General features: G+C 44.1%; 17 protein-coding genes. 13 read left to right on the forward strand and 4 right to left on the reverse strand.

Annotation, left to right across the window (positions count from 1 at the left end; genetic code table 11):
• Positions 1–70 precede the first annotated feature (70 nt).
• From topA to DYADSP32_RS05035, 4 genes are all read left to right on the forward strand, one after another.
• Positions 71–2,494: a type I DNA topoisomerase gene (gene topA, locus DYADSP32_RS05020; protein ID WP_149243740.1), complete on the forward strand. Its 2,424-nt coding sequence runs from the start codon at positions 71–73 to the stop codon at positions 2,492–2,494.
• Between the two features lie 283 nt (positions 2,495–2,777).
• Positions 2,778–6,197 (forward strand): zinc-dependent metalloprotease, encoded by a 3,420-nt coding sequence (locus DYADSP32_RS05025; protein WP_149243739.1) that lies wholly within the window; start codon positions 2,778–2,780, stop codon positions 6,195–6,197.
• A gap of 262 nt (positions 6,198–6,459) precedes the next feature.
• Positions 6,460–7,149 (forward strand): SIR2 family NAD-dependent protein deacylase, encoded by a 690-nt coding sequence (locus DYADSP32_RS05030; protein WP_149243738.1) that lies wholly within the window; start codon positions 6,460–6,462, stop codon positions 7,147–7,149.
• 147 nt (positions 7,150–7,296) lie between these two features.
• Complete coding sequence (locus tag DYADSP32_RS05035) at positions 7,297–8,178, forward strand: tetrahydrofolate dehydrogenase/cyclohydrolase catalytic domain-containing protein (protein WP_149243737.1); 882 nt, start codon at positions 7,297–7,299, stop codon at positions 8,176–8,178.
• 135 nt (positions 8,179–8,313) lie between these two features.
• Here the strand turns inward: DYADSP32_RS05035 and DYADSP32_RS05040 are convergent, their stop codons facing one another.
• Both DYADSP32_RS05040 and DYADSP32_RS05045 read right to left on the reverse strand, forming a co-directional pair.
• Positions 8,314–8,898: a 2'-5' RNA ligase family protein gene (locus DYADSP32_RS05040; protein ID WP_414617522.1), complete on the reverse strand. Its 585-nt coding sequence runs from the start codon at positions 8,896–8,898 to the stop codon at positions 8,314–8,316.
• Positions 8,899–9,008: 110 nt separating this feature from the next.
• Positions 9,009–10,415 carry an aldehyde dehydrogenase family protein gene (locus DYADSP32_RS05045; RefSeq protein WP_414617523.1) on the reverse strand — a complete coding sequence of 469 codons (1,407 nt, stop codon included), beginning with the start codon at positions 10,413–10,415 and terminating at the stop codon, positions 9,009–9,011.
• Positions 10,416–10,579: 164 nt separating this feature from the next.
• Between DYADSP32_RS05045 and DYADSP32_RS05050 the strand changes: the two genes are divergently transcribed.
• Positions 10,580–11,647, forward strand: a complete 1,068-nt coding sequence (locus DYADSP32_RS05050) for a helix-turn-helix domain-containing protein (RefSeq protein WP_149243734.1) — start codon at positions 10,580–10,582, stop codon at positions 11,645–11,647.
• 90 nt (positions 11,648–11,737) lie between these two features.
• Here the strand turns inward: DYADSP32_RS05050 and DYADSP32_RS05055 are convergent, their stop codons facing one another.
• Positions 11,738–12,505 carry a hypothetical protein gene (locus DYADSP32_RS05055; RefSeq protein WP_149243733.1) on the reverse strand — a complete coding sequence of 256 codons (768 nt, stop codon included), beginning with the start codon at positions 12,503–12,505 and terminating at the stop codon, positions 11,738–11,740.
• Positions 12,498–13,571: an AMP-binding protein gene (locus DYADSP32_RS05060; RefSeq protein ID WP_149243732.1), complete on the reverse strand. Its 1,074-nt coding sequence runs from the start codon at positions 13,569–13,571 to the stop codon at positions 12,498–12,500. Before DYADSP32_RS05060 ends, DYADSP32_RS05055 begins: the two co-directional genes overlap by 8 nt.
• A 243-nt stretch (positions 13,572–13,814) precedes the next feature.
• Between DYADSP32_RS05060 and menB the strand changes: the two genes are divergently transcribed.
• From menB to rpmI, 8 genes are all read left to right on the forward strand, one after another.
• Positions 13,815–14,639 carry a 1,4-dihydroxy-2-naphthoyl-CoA synthase gene (gene menB, locus DYADSP32_RS05065; protein WP_149243731.1) on the forward strand — a complete coding sequence of 275 codons (825 nt, stop codon included), beginning with the start codon at positions 13,815–13,817 and terminating at the stop codon, positions 14,637–14,639.
• 156 nt (positions 14,640–14,795) lie between these two features.
• Positions 14,796–15,203 (forward strand): EVE domain-containing protein, encoded by a 408-nt coding sequence (locus DYADSP32_RS05070; RefSeq protein WP_149243730.1) that lies wholly within the window; start codon positions 14,796–14,798, stop codon positions 15,201–15,203.
• Entirely contained in the window at positions 15,196–16,770 is a 1,575-nt protein-coding gene (locus DYADSP32_RS05075) for a hypothetical protein (protein WP_149243729.1), read from the forward strand. Before DYADSP32_RS05070 ends, DYADSP32_RS05075 begins: the two co-directional genes overlap by 8 nt.
• 119 nt (positions 16,771–16,889) lie before the next feature.
• Positions 16,890–17,777 carry a class I SAM-dependent methyltransferase gene (locus DYADSP32_RS05080; RefSeq protein ID WP_149243728.1) on the forward strand — a complete coding sequence of 296 codons (888 nt, stop codon included), beginning with the start codon at positions 16,890–16,892 and terminating at the stop codon, positions 17,775–17,777.
• 50 nt (positions 17,778–17,827) lie between these two features.
• Positions 17,828–19,030: a tetratricopeptide repeat protein gene (locus DYADSP32_RS05085; protein WP_149243727.1), complete on the forward strand. Its 1,203-nt coding sequence runs from the start codon at positions 17,828–17,830 to the stop codon at positions 19,028–19,030.
• A 111-nt stretch (positions 19,031–19,141) separates the two neighbouring features.
• Entirely contained in the window at positions 19,142–21,085 is a 1,944-nt protein-coding gene (gene thrS, locus DYADSP32_RS05090) for a threonine--tRNA ligase (RefSeq protein WP_149243726.1), read from the forward strand.
• Between the two features lie 111 nt (positions 21,086–21,196).
• Positions 21,197–21,748: a translation initiation factor IF-3 gene (gene infC, locus DYADSP32_RS05095; protein WP_149243725.1), complete on the forward strand. Its 552-nt coding sequence runs from the start codon at positions 21,197–21,199 to the stop codon at positions 21,746–21,748.
• A gap of 148 nt (positions 21,749–21,896) precedes the next feature.
• Positions 21,897–22,091: a 50S ribosomal protein L35 gene (rpmI, locus tag DYADSP32_RS05100; protein ID WP_149243724.1), complete on the forward strand. Its 195-nt coding sequence runs from the start codon at positions 21,897–21,899 to the stop codon at positions 22,089–22,091.
• Positions 22,092–22,100 lie beyond the last annotated feature (9 nt).

The following is a 22,100-nucleotide window of genomic DNA, read 5'->3' on the forward strand; positions in this document are numbered from 1 at the left end:
TTGATTAATTGCCGCTTTCTAACCTATATTTGGGCTTCCAAAGCCCAAAAAAGCATTTAATTTCAACATTATGTCAAAAAATCTGGTGATCGTAGAGTCACCGGCGAAGGCCAAAACTATTGAGAATTACCTTGGAGCAGACTTTACCGTAAAATCAAGTTTCGGACATGTGCGGGATCTTCCTGAACATGATATGGGTGTCGATGTAGAGAATGGTTTTCAGCCGACTTACGAGGTTTCAACTGATAAGGTCAAAGTCATCAGCGAACTCAAAAAGCTCGCCAAAGGCGCAGAGGTATGGCTCGCGACGGATGATGACCGTGAAGGAGAGGCCATTTCATGGCACTTAAAAGAAGCACTCGGGTTACCGGATAATACGAAAAGAATTGTCTTCAGGGAGATCACAAAAACGGCGCTTCAAAACGCCATTTTAAAACCCAGAACCATAGATGTTGATCTGGTGGATGCCCAGCAGGCACGCCGTATACTCGACAGATTGGTGGGCTATGAATTGTCTCCAATTCTTTGGAAAAAGATCAGAATTGGGAAAACTAACCTTTCGGCCGGGCGTGTGCAATCTGTTGCTGTACGTATTATCGTGGAGCGTGAACGGGAAATTGATGCTTTTCAGTCTAAAGGCAGCTTTAAAATAACCGCAAGGTTTGACCTGGGAAATGGAAAAGTTTTAAACGCCGAATTACCCAAGAACTTTGCCACAGAGGCCGATGCGCTCGGATTCTTAGAGAAGTGTATCGGAGCTGCCTTTTCTATTAAAAATTTAGAAACAAAACCAGCAAAAAAATCACCTGCACCGCCATTCACAACTTCTACTTTACAACAGGAAGCATCGAGAAAACTTAGCTTTTCGGTATTACAGACCATGACCGTGGCCCAGCGACTGTACGAAGCGGGTAAAATTTCCTACATGCGTACCGATTCCACCAACCTGTCGGAAGAGGCGCTGGAGAAAGCAAGGGTACAAATTACCAAAGAGTACGGCCCGGAATATTACAACAAGCGCGTTTTCAAAACCAAAAATGAATCCGCCCAAGAAGCTCACGAAGCCATTCGACCCACTGATTTTTCCACTCTAAACGGAAGCGGCGACCGCAACGAGCAACGCCTTTATGAATTGATCTGGAAGCGGGCAATCGCTTCACAAATGGCTGATGCCCAACTGGAAAGAACAACTGCCACGGTGGGAATTTCTACCACGTCAGAGGAGCTTATTGCACAGGGGGAAGTCATCAAATTTGAAGGTTTCCTGAAAGTGTACCTTGAGTCCAGTGACGATGAAGGTGATGAAGAACAAAAAGGAATGCTCCCACCGTTGAATATCAACCAGATCCTAAATCTGGCTGACATGAAAGCAACCGAACGATTCACAAGAAACCCTCCCCGCTATACTGAAGCAAGTCTGGTGAAAAAATTAGAGGAGATGGGCATAGGACGACCGTCTACATATGCACCAACCATCTCGACAATTATCAGAAGAGAATATGTCATCAAAGAGGATCGGGCCGGTTTTGAAAGGGAATTTAAGGAACTGACCCTTTCCGACGATCAGATCAGGACGAAGGTAAGCAAGGAAATTTATGGTTCAGAAAAATCCAAGCTTTTTCCGACGAGTACCGGCATGGTGGTGAACGACTTTCTTGTCAATAACTTCAACGACATTATAGATTATTCATTTACAGCGAGCGTTGAAAAGGATTTTGATCATATAGCCGACGGGCAGCTTTCCTGGAAGCAAATGATTAAAAACTTCTATACGCCATTCCAGAAAAAGGTAGCAGAAGTAAAAGAAGAGGCGATAGACAGAAGCCTAACTTCCCGTGACCTCGGTGAAGATCCCGCAACAGGAAAAAAAGTCTCGGTACGGATTGGCAAGTACGGCCCCTACGTGCAGATCGGCGATGCAGAAGATGAAGACAAGCCCAAGTTTGCCAGCCTTCAAAAGGGACAGCTGATGGAAAACATTACGCTGGCCGAGGCCTTTGAGCTCTTCCGTCTACCCCGTGAAGTTGGAAAATTCGAAGACAAGGAAATGATCGTTAACGTTGGGAAATTTGGTCCTTATGTCAAGCATGATGGTAAATATTATTCCCTGGCTAAAACCGATGACCCTATGTCGGTGGCAGAGGATCGATTGGTTGAAATTATTGAACTGAAAAGGATCAGCGACAGCAACAAAACGATCAAGGAGTTTGCCGAAGACGCCGATGCCAAAGTCCTTAATGGCCGTTATGGTCCTTACATTGCCTTTGGCAAGAAAAACGTAAAAATACCGAAAGGCGTAGAACCCACTGAAATCACCTATGATCAGGTACTAAAACTGGCCGCTGAAACTCCCGACAAACCGGCGGGCAGGTTTGGTAAAAAAGCAGTGGCGCCAAAGGCGACGGTTGCAAAAGAAGCAGCCCCCAAAAAAGCAACCGCCAAGAAACCAGCTGCGAAGAAAGCAGCAACTAAAAAAACACCTTCTAAAAAATAATTGAAAACCGTTTAATTTCCGAAAGCAGAAACAACAAAATCATCATGTTCTAAAAATGAAAAGCTGAAAAGAGAACAATCTATTTCATCCTTTCATTTTTGGAACAGCAAGGAAAATACCACCACTATCAACGCACTCCCAAATCCTGTACCGGATAGATACAATAGCTATGGCATTCGTTTCCTTGCCAATTTTATAAGTTGGATCCCCATGAATGGATCTATCATTGCTTGAATAATTACGCGAACTAAAACATTCATAGTAACAATTTCATCAACAAGTAATGTTATTCTCTATAAAACAATGGATTCACCCGATTGCGTTGCTTTCGGTGCTATTACTTTCCGCTACAATTGCAAGGTCACAACACCCGTCCTGTGGTACAAGCGACTCGCTAACCGAGAAATACCTTCAATCATTTTCTCAAAAAATTGACCTAAGCCGCGCGCGCATCACTCAGGGTGAAATGCTTGAATACCGGTTAGCAGTGGATATCAATTACCAAACCTATTTGCTTTATAACAGAGATAAGGAAAGAATCGAAAAAGTAATCTACGATTACATACAAAGAGCCTCGGAGGTATTTGAGAAGGAGGTAAATATTAGATTGACGGTAACATCAATATTGATTTGGGATCATCCCGAACCCTATCCGCTTCTAACGGACTATGATTACTTTACAAATGTTTTTCAATACTGGAATGCGAATAGGTTTGAGGCCCGCGACGTCGTAGTAAGCTTAGCCGCCAGAAGCGCAACATTTTATGGCGGAGGAAGAATGTGTTCCTCCCCCTTCCCTGAGCCGTCAGATCCCGAATTTTCAGTAGGAATATTATGTCATGAATTAGGTCACACCCTGGGCTCTCCTCATACCCACAGCTGCTACTGGCCGGGTGGGCCTATTGATTTTTGCTCGAAACTGGAAAACTTAAACCTAACCGACTGCAATGACAAATTCCAGGAGTACGTCAACGGATCCATCATGTCCTACTGCAGAGCGGTACTCAGTTTTCATCCTTACTGCAGAAATTTAATGTCCGCTTATGCCAACGGCGAAATTGACACCCATTTTAAACTGGCGCCTTTCAGAGAATCCCTTACCAAGGGGATTTTACACTTAGATGATCCTACACCGGCTGCTAGCTCTCCGAGACCATCTTTTAACTGGAACCAAGGTGGAACAAAATTCAGATTTCAGATAGCATCGAATAACACCTTCGAGACCGTGGTTGAAGATACGATCCTTAAGCCGTCACGTTTCCAATCTTTAGGACTGGACCAGGGTAACTATTTCGCCAGATATCGACCAGAGACTGCGAATGATGTATCGGGGCCATGGTCTGAACCGATAGATTTCAAAGTCCGGGCATTTGATGAAAACAGCCCGCCCCCCGCACTTCTTCAAGTCTTTTTAGACAAAAGCGGGAATGTTTCAGGACATTTCAAAAAATACAAAGGAAGCGACGCTTTTCAGATTGAGGTTTCATCCATTTACTATCCGTACGAGAAAAGCACCTTTGATTTCAATTGCACTGACCTGACCAGCCAACGTTTTCAGATTTCAACAAACCTTGGCCTCTACAGTTATATGCGATACACTTTTAGAATCAGAAAGGATGGAATCTGGAGTAAATGGAGTGACGCCAAAAACTTGACACATCTTTTCAGTTCCGAGTTGGCTTCTCAATCTACTGTTGAAAATGCATCAAGTTTGCCAATACTTGCCAGTAGTTTATACTTTCCAAATTACAGATTGCAAGAAGATAACTTTGATCTTTTGGCAGAGATCGAAATCGCAGAAGACTCGATATTCAACAACATTGTTTACAGCGATACAGCCTTTTCCAGAACAATGAATTCTTTTGTATCAAACATTAATCTGTTTAATCCGACATTAAACGAGAACAAAAAGTACTACTTGCGTAACCGGGTTGAATGGAAAAAAAATAGATATTCCAATTGGAATACGCAAATCATGAACACCAGGTGGAATGATCAGCGTTTTGAATTCAAAGGGCAAGTTTCGCCCAACTTACTAACGGTTAGCCAGGATGAATCGGAATTCCTAGCGTCTCGCCTGTTTAAAACGGACAATACGCTTTATGTATACACGGCGGAAACAGGCTATTACAAGTCCAACGATTTGAAAAATTGGAAAAACTATACCACCAGTAATACGAAAGGACAAAGTTCAAGCAGAATAAGATTTTTTGGCGCTTCTGAGACTGGAAATTCGACAATTTTGTACAACTATTGGGGTATCCATCAGGATGGCACCGGCAATTTTACGTATCCCCCCCTGCCTTTTGATGTATATCATCATGGCCCCGGCATGCTCGAACCAGCAACCATGTTAAAAGATGGTACCTTTCTCTTTGCAAGCAACCGAGGTGTGGCCAGTCTTAAAAATGGAAGTTATTCGTTTTTGGGTACCGATGAAGTACGGTCCAAAAGGGCTTATCTGGTAGCCAAGGATCAAAACGAACAAATATGGGCCTTTATGGAAGAAGGTGCCGTTTGGATGTATAAAGATAACACGTGGCTTCTGCAGCCTTCATTTCCGAATTGGAGTATGTTAAGAGGTGTTGCATTTGACAACAATAATATCCCGCATGTGTATGGCGACTGGGGAGTTTCGAAACTGAACACGGGAAGTAATGCGGGCTGGGAAAACCTTGAACCGATATCTGGAAAACCGGTTAAAAAAATTGTGTTTGATAACCTAAATCAACTTTGGGCTGCTGTTTATGGCAAGCCAAACCGACAATCCCAATATACTTTTTCTATTGCCAAATTAAATGGCTCAGAAGCAACCTTTTATGCCAACGGGCTAAATTTCCTCCGTCAACCATTTGACCTAGAATACTTCAAGGGCCAGCTCTTAATACTTACAAGCAGTGGCCAGATTCATACCTTTGACGAAAACAAAATCCAAAGATTCGTCCCCAAAAAAATCTATTGTTCTGATGAGCAATTGTCCATTACGCTTACGACCAACTCGTCGCTTGGACCACATAATAAAATTAGCGCTGAGTTTATCAATTCAAAAAATGGAAACATAACCAGAGTGAACAACCTCCGGTTGGAAAATAATCAGGTCATTATTAACATTCCCGGTGAATTGGCTGAGGGCACATATCGCCTTAGGACACTTTTAACTGATCCGTTGGTCGTGAGCAATGAAAGTGATGAATTTAAATTCAGCGCTACAAAAGTTTCCGCGCCCATCTCCATCATGGAAAAGACCAATGAGATTACTGTGCTCGCTACCTCAGCGACATCGGCCCATCATTACAACTGGTATTTGAATGGACAAGAAATTGATGGTGAAACCCAGCCCAGATTAAAGACAAGTCTGCCTGGAAACTACACGGTCCTGGTCCGAAATTCCGATGGTTGCGAAGTGCTCTCGGACACATTAAACCTTCCCGCAGAAACACCCACTGAAACAGTTTTGCTTCAGAACTTCCCAAACCCTGTGTTGAGTATATCCACCATTAGGTTTTATCTTGCCACAGACGAAACGGTCTCATTAGAGCTGCTTAATGTAAAAGGACAAAAACTAAAACAGTTGAAAAATGGATCACTTTCAAAGGGGTGGTACTCCGTCCCAATGGATCGTGTCGACCTACTACCAGGGGTTTATTTGTTTCGCTTATCCGCAGGTAGCTATGTAAAAACGTTAAAGCTGGTAATTGTTTGAAATGGAACAAAAATACATTACCAGAGCTATGTGGAAAATCGTTGCCTACATGGCAAACACTTGTAACCAAGCCAGTAGCGCTTAACTACTCTAATACTAGCAAAAACAGATGTACCAATGAATTCAATTTCGAAAAAAAATTCCTGAAATATATTGCCCTCAGGCACTAGGGAATAACTCTCATTCCTTTTATTCCGAAGAAACAATCACTAATTTTGGAGCTATTTGGGCTGCTAATCCTAAACAATCATTATTAAAACCTATGAAAAAGCTTGTCGTTCTTTCAGGAGCAGGTGTAAGTGCCGAGAGTGGTATCAGTACCTTTCGCGACAATGGCGGGCTTTGGGACAACTACCGTATTGAAGACGTGGCAACTCCGGAAGCATGGCGAAAAAATCAGGAGCTGGTTCTGGATTTTTATAATCAAAGAAGGAAACAGGCAGCCTCTGTCAAACCCAATGCGGCCCACCTAGCGCTTGCAGAACTAGAAAATCTGTACGACGTGCACATCATCACACAAAACGTGGATAACCTGCATGAACTGGCCGGCTCTACCAAAGTGATTCATTTACATGGGGAACTCTTTAAGTCTCGTAGCACCAAAAACCCGGAACTGGTTTATGAAATGACGGGATGGGAGCTAAAACAGGGCGATCTCTGCGAATTGGGTAGTCAGCTCAGACCTAATATTGTCTGGTTTGGGGAAGAAGTGCCCATGATGGAAAAGGCCGTTGGGATCGCCGAAGACGCAGATATTTTTGTTGTTATCGGCACTTCGCTGGCTGTATATCCTGCGGCTGGACTGGTTAATTACGTAGGCTATGCAAAACCCATTTTCATCATCGACCCTGCACAACCTGATATCCGATTGAAGCAGAATATGACCTTCATTCAGGAGAAAGCGACTGTGGGAATGGACATATTGAAAGACAAACTTATGGGAATTCAGTAGTCAGGAAATGGTCATACTTTGTCAGGAATGGTCAGAAAATTGCCATTTATTGTCAAGGATATGATGTAACGAAACCAGACAATAACCGACCATAACTGACGACACCTGACAAAACAATACTGTAACATACAAGCACAACATAAAAAAATGCAACTACTTGACGGAAAGGCCATCTCTGCCCAGATAAAATCCGAAATTAAAATTGAGGTTGAGAATTGGATCGCCTCCGGTGGCAAAAAGCCACATCTGGCAGCCATTCTGGTTGGACAGGACGGAGCCAGCGAAACCTACGTCGCTTCCAAGATTCGAAGCTGCGAGGAAATCGGCTTCACTTCTACCCTTCTCAAATTCGATGCAGACACCTCTGAGGCCGAACTGTTGAAGGCTGTCGAGTCGTTGAACCAGGATCCCGATGTGGATGGTTTTATTGTTCAATTGCCATTGCCCAAACACATTTCTGAAAACACGGTGATGGAAGCCGTAGATCCTAAAAAGGACGTGGATGGTTTCCATCCGATCAACGTAGGTCGAATGTGTAAGGGACTACCCGCATACATTTCAGCGACTCCTTTCGGGATTCTTGAAATGCTGATCCGGGCTGGAATTGAAACCAGCGGTAAAAATTGTGTTGTGATCGGGCGTAGCCAGATTGTGGGACTGCCAATGAGTATTTTGATGCAGCGTAACGACTATCCTGGAAACTGCACCGTTACGATTACCCATAGTAAAACGAAAAATCTGAAAGAAATCTGCCAGACCGCGGATATCCTGATCGTCGCGCTCGGCCGGCCGGAATTCGTAACGGCCGAATACATCAAGGAAGGAGCCGTAGTGATCGACGTAGGAATCACCCGTGTGGAAGACGCTTCCAAGAAAAGCGGCTTTGCCATCAAAGGTGATGTGAATTTTGCCGACGTGGCTCCCAAAAGCAGCTACATTACACCTGTTCCGGGTGGCGTAGGATTGATGACCATTTGTGGATTGTTGACGAATACGCTGAAAGCAGCGCGGAAGGAGATTTATGGGTAGGTACTTACAAGACCTGATGGATGTGAAAATTGCTTAGCTCATACCCTTAGGCTAAGCAGTTTTGCATTCATCAGTTTTTACCAAGATTTCATGGCAAATCGACTTTTTAGGACGCAACTTCTCAACCTTCCTTCCTTACTTCCATTCCTCCTCCCTTCCTCCCCCAAACTCCACTACCCCAATATTCCTATAAGCTCCCTTTTCCCCGACACATTTTTTCAGAACGGCAACACTACTGCAAACACAGCTTTTAGGGTAGATAATTCCGGGGTTTTGTAATGACTCAAAAAGCTCCCGATCTACATATCTTGCCAGCGTGAGATGCAGGTTCAGCTTGGTAATCTTCCCATTTATGGAGGTCATAAATAACCTGTCAAAATCCACCAATGGTTGAGAATTTTGTACACCAAGCTTTAAAGTAATCCCACCTCTACCTGTAAAATAACCCACCTCACTGAATTCAATGGTCAACGGGTTCTGCGTCGAGAGGAATGTTGTAATGGTACCCAACACCTTTAAGTCATCCTCTGGGCAGGTCACTCCATTGATGGAAATATGAGGCATTTTTGTCAACTGAGATTGTTTCAATCCAAATTCCTCGACCAGTATTGTATTCAGGCCGGCAATTTCTGAGCGCACGAGATTATCGGGCAACAGTACCGGGTAGTACTCACAGCGTACCGCAGGAGCACCAAATAACTCACCCTGCGTTTCTTTCATAGATGTCATCAGGCTAGCAAAAACCTTAAATTAATAAATTAAATCTATCCTACCTTTAGTCACCAGCGACCCCGGTCCTTCCTCCCATTCATCCTTACCCCTTCCTCCCCTCAAACCCACTTCAACCCCTTTTTCAGCCACCCAACAAACCGCTCCGAATAGGGTGGAAATAAAAATCTGACCGTCCCAAATCTACGCCTCATCACGCCTTTGGCATTGGAAAATTCCTGAAACCCGTAAATGCCGTTGGATTTACCAATACCACTGTTATTCACGCCACCAAAAGGAATATCAGGATTACCGAACTGGGTCAAAACCTCGTTGACCAGGGCATTGCCGGCACTTGTATTTTTAAGGATAAATTCTGAGTTGTTTTTATTCTTACTGTGAATGTACAAGGCCAGGGGCTTTTCGCCTTTGTTGACGTGGTCCACCGCTTCCTGCAAAGTACCATAGCTTTTTATCGGCAAGATCGGTCCAAAGATCTCTTCATTCATGATACGCATGGAATCCTTCACGTTCGTAAGTACAATGGGCGCTATAAACCTGCTGCTTAGGCGGCTTTCACCGCCAACCTTTATCACAGCTCCACTTTCCGTGGCATCTGAAAGCAGCGACAATAACCTATGAAAATGTTTTTCATTGACAATCCGCGCATAACTAAGAGATTCTTCAATTCCTTTACCTTCTTTGTTATACATCTCGTTAACCACATTTTTAATCTCATTTACAAAACGATCATGTACGGAGTGATGCACGAGGACATAGTCTGGTGCGATGCAGGTCTGTCCGTTGTTGAAAAACTTGCCCCAGGCTATTAACCGTGCAGTCATAGGAATGTCGGCAGTTTCATCTACAATAGAAGGTGATTTTCCACCGAGTTCCAGTGTAACAGAAGCCAAATTTTCGGCGGCAGCTTTCATAACAATCTTCCCAACCAATGGACTGCCGGTAAAGAAGATATGATTGAAGGGTAAAGACAGCAACTGGGTAGCCACATCGGCATCTCCTTCAATAACCGCTACTTCGTCGGGCTGGAAAAGATGCTCCACCACACTTTTAACAAATGCGGATGAATTAGGTGTAAGCTCCGATGGTTTAATGATCGCAGTACACCCGGCGGCGATGGCAGAAATTAATGGCTTAAAAGCAAGGTTGATCGGGTAGTTCCAGGGAGCTATAATGAGCGCGCACCCTTTTGGTTCATACTGGATGTAAGCCGAAGTGCCAATCGCCGAGAGTGTACTGGATTGCTTCTGAGGGGACAACCATCGTTTCAGGTGCTTGACTGTGTAGCTGATCTCGCTTTGTAACACCAGCAACTCACCAATAATGGTTTCCGCTTCCGGCTTACTAAAATCCTCTCTGGTCGCTGAACAAGCCTCAGCGATATGGTCCAGCAAATATCCCTGCAGTCGCTTAAGTTTAGCAATTCGAACCTTTGCATCCGATTGTGCTAAAAACAGCCGATTGTTTTTTTGTTTTTGAAAAACACCTTGAATTTGGGCGTGGGTCATATACATGTTATTCATGGATTGAAAATCAAGGGGTTTACACACAATTTATAAAATGAAATCCACAAGCAAATGCCGAAAAGAAATTAATTACTAAAACTAACGTTGATCCGTTATATATTTACTAAAAATTGTAATTAAGTTGTCGTTCTGCAAAAGGTTATTTTATGAGCATCGTTAGCAACAATATAAAATATCTCCGAAGACTCAACGGTCTTACACAGGAACAGTTTGCCAGGAAAATTGCCATCAAGCGGTCTCTGTTGGGTGCCTACGAAGAAGCACGCGCCAATCCCAACCTGACCAATCTTAAAAATATGGCAGCCGCTTTCGGCATCACGGTTGATAATCTGCTCAAAAACGATTTAAGAAAAATAAGAGAGACGCCGGATCTGTCGTTGCCCATGAATTCCACACGACCGATGACCGTCTCTCATTCCGGTAATGTGCAGCCACCGCCACGTGTACAAAGCTTCGCAGAACCGCAACCGCTTGCCAAAGTCATAGAAAAATATCAACAGCCAGAGCCTGAAATCAGGACGGTTGCCCGGCAGGTAACCCTGAAGCCGGTAGACGGTACCAGCTATGCACCGCCTGCGAATGCATTTCCACAACAGGAAAGTGACAGCTTTCGGCCTGTCATACCGGCTGGCAACCCGCAAGAAACTGCACCAGCACAAAGGCCTGAATCAACACAACTTCCGGTTTTCAATAACCAGTTCCAGGCCAGTCGCAGTGAGTCGAAAGAGGGCCGACCTCACAATTACCCTGTCATTCAATGGATTGCCAAAAGTCAATACAGTGAATACATTCACCAATTTCAGAATCCTGCCTTTCTCACCAATTTACCTTCCTTTCAACTGCCCAATCTACCATCCGGGTATTACAGAGCATTTGAAAGCGGGGAAGATTTTCTGTATCCTGGTTCATTGCTTGTGGGTACTTTCATACGCAACTGGTACGAGATTAGGGATGGTGGTCAATATTTGTTTGTGACCCGAAACCACGGGATAATTTATCGTACCGCATTTAATCAGGTCAGGACCACGGGTGACTTGTCGTTGACCTCTGACATCACGTCCATTCCCAACCTGTCTGTGTCTTTAAGCGACGTGCTGGAAGTCTGGGAGGTAAAAGCGTTTGTAAGCCTGCAACTGCCTACCCCTATGCCTTCGCTGACCCGGATAAGTAAATTGGTTGATGAATTACAACAGGAGGTAAGCCAGATTCGCTAATCTTCATTTATAATGGTGTTATGTCCTAAATAGGCGGGAGTTCAAATATTCAGGCTTTCTATTCCTTTTTGAAAGTGTCGTCAACCGCTTTCAAAAAGAGGAGAACAATTTTTCGATTTTGGCCAGATCTTTACTTTTTGCAGTGGTTTCTACCACGGCTACGCCAAGCTCGTACCAAAGTCCGTCTCCTGCGGAAAGATATCTGCCATTTTTTGATGGCTTCTTTGGTTCCGCAAGCTCTTCCATAAATCCTGCTCTGTAAACCGTATCCATCACGTTCTGCAAATCGCTCCATTTTAGATTTTCATCAGATCCGTTATTTTTACGCATCGTAAAACGCTTATCTGCGAAAGAAGCTTTCAGATTCAGGCTTTTCTCATTCTTTCCGTCTATCTGCAGGTAGGTCAACTCGAAAGGATTCTCCCGACCGGAAATTTCAAAGATGGCCTGCATGAACTCCTGTAAAAAATACCCCCATCTTTCCTTGTCGACAGGATAAACCGTTACACGTTTTCCGTCTTCTTCAAGTTCGACTTCCACAAAATCTTCAAACTCCTTTTCCTCTCTCTTTCGGATTATATGGGAAGCAGTAAATATATTTTGAAATTCTTTGACCCACAGGGCTGGCACGCCTCCCTTCCACGTATAATTGTCATCCATTGAAAAGCCTTCTTCCAAAATTTCTTCCTCAGAAAGATCATCGCGGTCAATGTAATTGATCGAAAAATCCACATTGAGTTTCGTTTCCGAATCTACAAACAACTTGAAAGTATCGTAATGAGAAAAAGGAGCAGGAACTGACTGGGCAGTTTGAAAACGAATGATGTAAAGGCCGGGTATCTGAAGATTTTTATCCATTTATCTGCGTAAAAAACATTTCTGCTGTAAGTCGTTTATCAATCTTGTCTGTCTGCGTTTTTTGAAACCGCGGCACAAAGTAAACATCTTTTGGCGTCTCATAAGCCGAAACGCGTTTTCTAATTTCTTCAATCAGCTTGGACTGATCAAAATTCAGCCGGCTACCTTCAATGATCAGTATGAGTCTTTGCCCCAATTTTTCATCATTTTGATACCAGGAATAAAAAGAACCCGAATAATTCAATTCCAGGAATACTTCTTCAACAACCGAATCGATGCTATCCAGTACAATCTTGACTCCCCCCGAGTTGATGATGTTGTCTGCTCTGCCTATCCAGACAAACGAAGATGAAGAAGTGAGCGAAACCAGATCATTGGTTTGGATCGTTTCTCCTTGGGTTACGGCTCCAGCCACGTGCAGGCATCCTCTTTCGTCTACTCCGATAGTGATATCTGGTAACATCTGATAGGCTGTCTCCCTATTTAACCCATTCAATCTGCGAATAGCCACATGCGAAACAGTCTCGGTCATCCCATAACTCTGAAAGACCGGAACCGTCAAACCTTTTATTCTATTTTTCATAAAAACACCTACCGGAGCGCCCCCGAGCAGTATTTTTCCAACCTTATTAATTCTATCACTGGTAGATAGATCGTCCAGGCAGGCCATAAGCTGAGAAGGCACCATGGATATGAAATCAAAAACTGCATTTTCCGGAACATGTGGCAATGGATTTGAGGATGGTTCCACAATAGTCAGCTCCCATTCCAGTTCCATCCCGCGTACAAGCATCATCATGCCGGCTATGTAAGCGATGTTCAGGCAAACCAGGGCATGGGTTCCCTTACCTAACTCCAGAGCTTTTCCGGTCATCCGTGCACTACTGATCAGCTGGGATCGAAAAATTGTGATATTTTTTGGGGCACCCGTTGAGCCAGAAGTGTGAATAACGAACTCCTCCTGCCCATCTGACCACGCTTTCATAAAGTCAAATGCCTTCCGGAAGTACGGCTGGTCCGGCGGTGTTTGTGTGGTTAATATTTTACTGCTGGTTTTCCAAAACATATTTTCAGTACCGAAACGCCTTTCGGAATAAAGATTTAAACAACCGAATCCAAGATTTGGCAAGCTAGATACGTTAAGACTGCCCCCGCACAAGGAAATGCCCCACGGAGCCGAAAGTTATGGCTTTGTTTTTGAAGGTAACACAAACAATCTGTAATTTTGGAGCTCGAAAAACGAAACGAAGCACTAAAGCTTACAGATTCACTGTATTCGTTGATTCACTCATTCACTCATTAGTATTATATGTCTGCTTCATTACAATGGGAAACCATTAAGGAATACCAGGAAATTCTGTTTACACTACACGAGGGTATCGCAAAAATCAGCATCAATCGTCCTCATAAGCACAACGCGTTTACACCACTGACGGTAACGGAGATGATCGATGCCATGCACATTTGCCGCGAAGATCCCCGGATTGAAGTTATCATACTTACCGGTGAGGGAGGAAAAGCATTCTGTTCAGGAGGCGACCAGTCGGTTCGTGGTGATGGTGGTTATATAGGAGCAGATCATGTTCCAAGGTTGAATGTACTTGATCTTCAGAAAATGATCCGATCCATTCCCAAAGCGGTGATTGCAATGGTTGCTGGCTGGGCCATCGGCGGCGGTCATGTGCTACATGTGATATGCGACCTTTCCATTGCTGCTGAAAACGCACGCTTTGGACAAACCGGCCCCAAAGTCGGGAGCTTCGATGGAGGCTTTGGAGCTTCCTACCTGGCTCGCGTCGTAGGGCAGAAAAAAGCACGCGAAATATGGTTCTTATGTGATCAGTACGATGCCCAGGAAGCGTTGCAGATGGGACTGGTGAATAAGGTGGTGCCATTGGAAGAACTGGAAAGCACAACCGTAGCATGGTGTAAAAAAATCCAGGCAAAAAGTCCGCTCTCCATTCGCATGCTCAAAAGCTCCTTTAATGCAGAACTTGACGGGCAGGCGGGCATTCAGGAACTGGCAGGCAATGCCACACTTTTATACTATTTGAGCGAAGAAGCCAAAGAAGGGAAAAATTCGTTTATCGAGAAGCGGAATCCCGATTTCAGTAAGTTTCCCAAGTTTCCATGATTTTGGTAAAATGTGGGATGTAAAATGTGATACGTAAAACGTGAAATGTTACATAATTTGTACATTTAAATCTTACATCCGCCCGGCGGCCCGGTCACATCCACCCGGCGGCCCGGTCACTTCTCACTTCTCACTTCTCACTTTTTCTATAACAAAATGAACTACTGGCTGGTAAAATCTGAACCATTCAAATATTCCTGGGACGATTTCGTAAAAGAAGGAAAATCAATGTGGGATGGGGTTCGCAACCATACTGCGAGACTGAACATGATCGCAATGAAGGTGGGCGACCTGGTACTTTTCTATCATAGCAACGAAGGCAAAGAAATAGTTGGTCTGGCAAAAGTTTCCAAGGAACACTATCCCGACCCAACTTCCGACGATCCTCGATGGGTGGTGGTAGAGTTGGTTCCAATCGAACCATTTCCAAAAACAGTTACGCTCGCAACCATCAAAGCCGACGAACGTTTCAAAGACATGGCACTGGTTCGTTTGTCGAGGCTGTCTGTTGCGCCGGTGAAGCAGGAGGAATTTGATCTGATATTAGCCTTGGCTCATGAATAAAGTTGCACGACTATTGGCTTCAGGATTTTTCTGGTCGGTATTCTTATCGCTGATTACGCTATCAGCTTTTGCCCAAAGTGTGAAACGTATTGAACTCCCTTTGAACGGAATCAATACAACTTACCAGACCGTCCCCCTTGGTCAAAAGGGTGTTTTACTTATTTCAAAACCCGACAAGGGAACATTTAATGTCCAGAAATTTGATACCAATCTGGATCGGGTGTGGTCCATTGACGGACCCGTTGAGTCGAATCTGGATTACGTAGCCTCTTCCTATGATGGCGAGGCTGTTTTTCTGCTATTCAGTAAATCTCGCAGCTCCGTGTATCAAATTGTAAAGGTCAACATTGGCCCAGGCTTTGTTGAAACTTTTACAATCAACACCCTGGATCGTTTTGAGATCACGGATTTCAAAACCTTAGGATACTCGGTCTTCATGGCCGGAATGGTTCGCAATGAGCCGGTTTTGATATACACGCAACTGACCACCGCGCAAACACGAATCCTACCTTCCGCCATAAAAGGCTCGAACGCCATTCAGACAGTGGAGGTCGATACTTTACACAGACTTGTAAATGTAAGTTTTGCCGTAAAAAAGGGCCGTCAGACAAAACTTGTTGCCCGCTCCTACCAGGAAAACGGTGAATTGTATACACAGATTTCTATCGACCCGGAAGATGAATACTCCTTTCTGAACGGCCGGTTACAGGTGTTGAACGATTCTGTACAGGTCATCATCGGCACTTATGGCTATCGCAACATGCAGAGCAGCACCAATGCGGCCTCACAAGGTTTGTTTATCAGTAAGATCGTCAACGAGGAGGTACTCTTTACACAGTACCACAGCTTCACCGATTTCAAGAACTTTTTCAACTATATGAACGACCGGCAACAGGAAAAAATGGAGCGCCGCATTCGTAAGAAAAAAGAGGATGGAGATGAGGTAAAATTGAATTACCGGCTTTTGGTGCATGATATAGTGCCCAAGGACAATAGCTTTATTTTGGTTGCTGAGGTATTTTATCCGGAATATCGCTATCAAAACCCAAATATGATGGGCGGATACGGTGGTTATATGAACTATCCCTTTGGAATGGGGCTTTACAATCCTTATTTGTGGAATCCGATGTATGGCGGCCGCGGGTACAATCAGCAGGTGTTCGATGGCTTTACTTATACGCATGGAATTGTTGCCGGAGTAGATCAGAACGGAAAGCTTCTCTGGGACAATAGCATCAGTTTCGATCATGTAAAAAGTATGGAGCTGAAGCAAAAGATCAAGGTACAAAACGAGGTGGATGGCACCACACAACTTGTATACAGCCATGACGGGGCCATCCGAAGTAAAATTATCAGGAAGGATCAGGTGGTAGATGGCGATCGGGTGATACCAAATTCTACCAACGTAGAGGGCGACAAAGTACGTAAAACCACTACCGACGACATCGACTACTGGTACGACAACTTTTATCTGGCCTGGGGAGATCAACGAATCATCAATGCAGCTGGTGACGTGCAGACCCGGGGCCGGAGAAATGTTTTTTATCTGAATAAAATATCCTTTTAACCAATAGCTGCCAGCCATTGGCTATTGGCTTTCTTTTGAACTGGATTTCTATCATACGACGAAGGTTATAATCAGCAGTCAATTAACTTTTTCATTACAAGCCATTTACAATTTATAAAATGCTTTTACTTTCTCCGGAAAAACACACAGATTACCAATTAATAGACTCTGGCGGATTTGAGAAACTGGAACGATTCGGACAATACATTTTGTCCCGTCCTGAACCGCAGGCAATCTGGGACAAATCGCTTAGTGAGCAGGAATGGGACAAGCAGTCGAATGCGGTTTTTAAGAGAGATAAAAATTCACAGGAAAAAGGACAGTGGATTACCAAAGGTGACATGCCGGACCGCTGGAATATACAGTATCGTTCAGGCTCGTTACATTTAAGAGCCAAACTGGCACTATCGTCATTTAAGCATGTAGGTGTGTTTCCCGAGCAAGCAACCAACTGGGACTATATCTCCAAAAAGGTAAAAAGTATTCCTGAAGATAAGCCTTCGGTTTTAAACCTATTTGCCTATACAGGATTGGCCTCACTAGCTGCAAAGGCTTCTGGCGCCGATGTAACACATGTGGATTCCGTGAAGCAGGTAATTAACTGGTCACGGGAAAATATGGATCTAAGCGGCCTGAACAACATTCGTTGGGTGGTGGAAGATGCACTTAAATTTGTGCAGCGGGAAGTCCGCAGGGGAAATCAGTACAACGGCATTATCCTTGACCCACCTGCTTATGGGCGCGGTCCGGATGGGGAGAAATGGCTTTTGGAAGAAAACCTCAATGAAATATTAAGGCTATGCGCGTTGCTTTTAAAGAAACAAAACTTCTTCTTCATCATCAACCTTTACTCCCTGGGATTTTCGGCCTTGATCCTCGAAAACCTGATCAAAGCGCATTTCGGAGATGAAATAGCGCACGAATTTGGCGAATTATTCATTCCTGACTCCTTTGGCAAAAAGCTTCCACTCGGGATCTTCTCCCGATTTTCGGACCAGCAGGACTAAAATCGCTATAATTGATAAATTTGGGCTGTTATTCGTCGGAACGAGGCTACATGAGAAAAGACAAATACAAATTGAGGATTACCATTTACCTCACCCTGTTCCTCTTGGGTTGGGCCATGGCTTCCTGCCAAAGCGATGCAAGAAATGCTACGCGCATCCCGCCAGTCGTAAAAAAATCAAAAGCCCAGTCACAAAATGATGCATTGCTCTCACTTTCAGATCTCATCAACAGAAATATTGACTCCGACATCAATTATTTCAAAAGAGCAAAGATTTACATCGAAAAAGAGCTCTACAAAGAAGCGCTTGCGGATATCAACGAAGCCATCGATGAAAAAGACAATGTAGGGGACTATTTTCTGATCAGAGGCAAAATAAACAGAGAACTTGGCGAATTGGATAATGCGCTGGAAGATGCCCAGCGTGCGGAAGCGCTTCAGCAAAACAGTCCTGATCTCTATGTACTACTCGCAGACATTTTTCAGGAGAAAAAACAGTACCGTGATGCCGTAAAATATCTAAATCAAGCCATCTTAATGGCACCTTATGATGGTGGAGCCTATTATGTAAAAGGCATGTTGCTGTCGCATCAGGGGGATTCACTGGCAGGATTGGCGAGCCTGAAAGTTGCCGTGAACCTAAATCCACGTTTGCTGCGTGGGCATCAGCAAATAGGGAATATGCAACTGAAGCTCAACCAGTATAACGAAGCATTGGTAACCAACACGAATGCAATTAAAAGATTCCCGGACAATGCCGACCTATATTCATTCAGAGGAGACATCTACAATATCCTGTCCAACCCGGACACTGCATTGATCCATTACCAAAAGGCCGTTTCGCTCCGTCCAAACTTTGAGAATGTGTTGTTCAAAATTGTGAATATCAACCTCGGACAACGTCAATACTACAAAGCATTGGTTAGCCTGGGACAAATTCAGAAATTTAACCCCACCCACAAGCAATTGAATTTCCTGATGGGATACTGTTACGAAAAATCCGGTGATTATCCCAAAGCCAGAGAATATTACGCAACGGCGTTCAGCAAAGACCCCACCGACCTTCAGTCTCGATACGGGTTGTGGCGAACCAGGCAACAGGCCTCCCACCTGAATTCACCACTTTACTCGGAAGAAGATGCAAATTCTGAATACCGGCTTTTGGATACCTCCCGCATAAAAATTAACCTCATACAACCGCGTGGAACAACAAATTTGAGCATTGATTCCACTCGAAAGGTGAAAATTGAATAGCTTTGTAACCTATTCGGCTGCTGGCCCCATGGACCACACTTGATACTTACCTCAAAAAGGTTACATGGTGAGCTTCCCCGATATTTGATAACGTTTAGTGTACCGCAATTAATGAAAGACGAGTCTTTAGTAAAAATTACCCTGCCCGACGGTAGCCAGCGCGAATATGAAAAAGGAATCACCGCACTGGGTATCGCATTAAGTATCAGTGAAGGTTTGGCCCGAAACGTAATTGCCGCCAAAGTAAACGACGAAGTTTGGGATCCTACCCGTGCCATCCACGACGACGCACGCGTAAAGCTACTCACATGGAACGACGAGGATGGAAAGGCTACTTTCTGGCATTCTTCGGCCCACTTACTGGCAGAGGCCTTAGAAGCACTTTATCCGGGTGTCAAATTTGGAACAGGGCCGTCACTTGAAAAGGGTTTTTACTACGACGTTGATCTGGGCGAGCATACCCTTTCGCAGGATGACTTCCCTAAAATTGAGTCGAAAATGCTGGAACTGGCTCGTCAGAAAAATGAATACATACGCAAGCCGATCAGCAAGGCCGATGCCATTGCCTTATTTACAACCAAGGGGGATGAGTACAAGCTGGAGTTGATCGACGGATTGGAAGACGGCTCCATTACCCTTTACGAACAGGGTACATTTACCGACTTATGCCGTGGGCCCCATATTCCAAACACCGGAATTATCAAGGCTGCAAAACTAACCAACATAGCGGGTGCTTACTGGCGTAATAACCAGGAAAACAAAATGCTTACCCGTATCTACGGTATCACTTTTCCAAAACAGAAGGAATTGGAAGAATATTTGGTACAAGTGGAAGAAGCTAAGAAAAGGGATCACCGTCGCCTGGGTAAAGAACTTGAATTATTTGCGTTCTCTGAGAAAGTGGGGCAGGGACTTCCCCTGTGGCTGCCCAAAGGTGCCATGCTGCGGGAGCGTCTGCAGGCATTTTTGAGCAAGGCGCAATCAAGAGCAGGCTATCTGCCTGTGGTAACGCCGCATATTGGCAGTAAGGATTTGTATGTTACTTCTGGTCACTGGGAAAAATATGGAAAAGACTCCTTCCAGCCCATCAAAACACCCAACCCCGGAGAGGAGTACATGCTTAAACCCATGAACTGCCCGCATCATATTGAAATATACAAAACTTCTCCCCGCTCCTACCGAGACCTACCAATAAGGTATTCGGAGTTTGGCACTGTCTACCGTTATGAGCAGAGCGGTGAGTTACATGGACTTACCCGGGTGCGTGGGTTTACTCAGGATGATGCACATATTTTTTGTCGGCCCGACCAGGTAAAGGAAGAATTTATCCGGGTGATCGATCTTGTTTTATATGTTTTCAAGTCGCTGGGATTTGAAGATTACAGTGCACAGATCTCCTTGCGTGACCCCAACGATACGCAAAAGTACTTTGGGAGAGACGAAGACTGGGAAAAAGCGGAAAGTGCAATCATTGAAGCTTCTGCTGAAAGAGGATTGAACACCGTTACCGAATTGGGCGAAGCTGCGTTTTATGGTCCAAAGCTCGACTTTATGGTACGGGACGCGATCGGAAGAAAATGGCAGCTGGGAACCATTCAGGTAGATTATCAGCTACCCAACCGGTTTGGTCTGGAATATACAGGATCCGACAATCAGAAACACCGACCAGTAATGATCCACCGGGCGCCTTTTGGTTCCATGGAAAGATTTATTGCCATCCTGATCGAGAACTCCGGTGGGCAGTTTCCGCTCTGGCTTTCGCCCGAGCAGATTGCCATCCTACCCATCTCGGAAAAATATGCAGCCTATGCGGAAGAAGTTTTTCTTCAATTACAGGAAAAAGACATCAGAGGTTTTATCGACCACCGCGACGAAAAAATTGGTCGCAAGATCCGGGATGCGGAAGTGACGAAGGTGCCTTTCATGCTTATTGTGGGTGAAAAAGAAATGGAAGAAGGTAAATTATCCATTCGCAGGAAAGGCGAAGGTGACCTTGGAAGCATGACAATTGAAGAATTTGGCGACTATTTTCAAAATGCTGCAAAAATAATTTGACGGTTTTACAATATTTAGTTATAATTCCGAACTGAACGCACTATTTTTGTGATAGTAATGTTAATTTTCTGATTTTCACCTAAAACCAAAAAATCACCAATCCCAAGTTATATGGCATTAAGACCCCCAAGCGGACGATCCAGAGTTGTTGAAGAACCTTATAAAATTAATGAACGCATTACTGCCAAGGAGGTTCGTCTCGTTGGCGAAAATATAGAAGCTGGCGTCGTTGATATTAATACGGCAAAAGCAATTGCAAAAGCGCAAAACCTTGATTTAGTTGAAATTGCACCAACAGCTGTTCCGCCTGTGTGTAAAGTTGTAGACTATTCAAAATTCAAATACGAGCAGAAGAAGAAGCAGAAAGAGATTAAAGCTAAAGCGCAAAAAGTGGTGATTAAGGAAATCCGTTTCGGCCCTAATACCGATGATCACGATTTCGACTTTAAGCTTAAACACGCAATCAATTTCTTGAAGGAAGGTTCAAAAGTGAAAGCCTACGTTCACTTTGTGGGTCGTACAATTGTTTTCAAAGAGCGGGGTGTAAATCTTTTGAATAAATTTTCTTCTGCCCTTTCCGATTACGGCAAGCTTGAAATGGAGCCTAAGCTAGAAGGCAAAAGAATGACGATCATTCTGGCGCCGGCGCAGGCAAAAAAATAGAAATAGGTGGTTGCGTGCATTTGCGAATGCATGAAAATCATAAAAAATCGTGTTACCGGGTACAATCGGCAACACGATTTTTTGTTTTACAAGTAAATGACTAATTTTGCGGGCTGTTTTATATTTTTCAACAATTATTATTTGAGTTATGCCTAAAATGAAGACCGTCTCTGGTGCTAAAAAGCGTTTTTCGCTGACCGGCACCGGGAAAATCAAACGCAAGCACGCGTTTCACAGCCACATTCTTACCAAAAAATCAAACAAACGGAAACGTGGTTTGGTTAAAACAGGTCTGATAGATGTGTCTAATCACAAACAAGTATTGGCCATGCTTGGGAAGTAATTCCGAAGG

It is taken from the genome of Dyadobacter sp. 32, from assembly GCF_902506755.1.
Lineage (GTDB): Bacteria > Bacteroidota > Bacteroidia > Cytophagales > Spirosomataceae > Dyadobacter.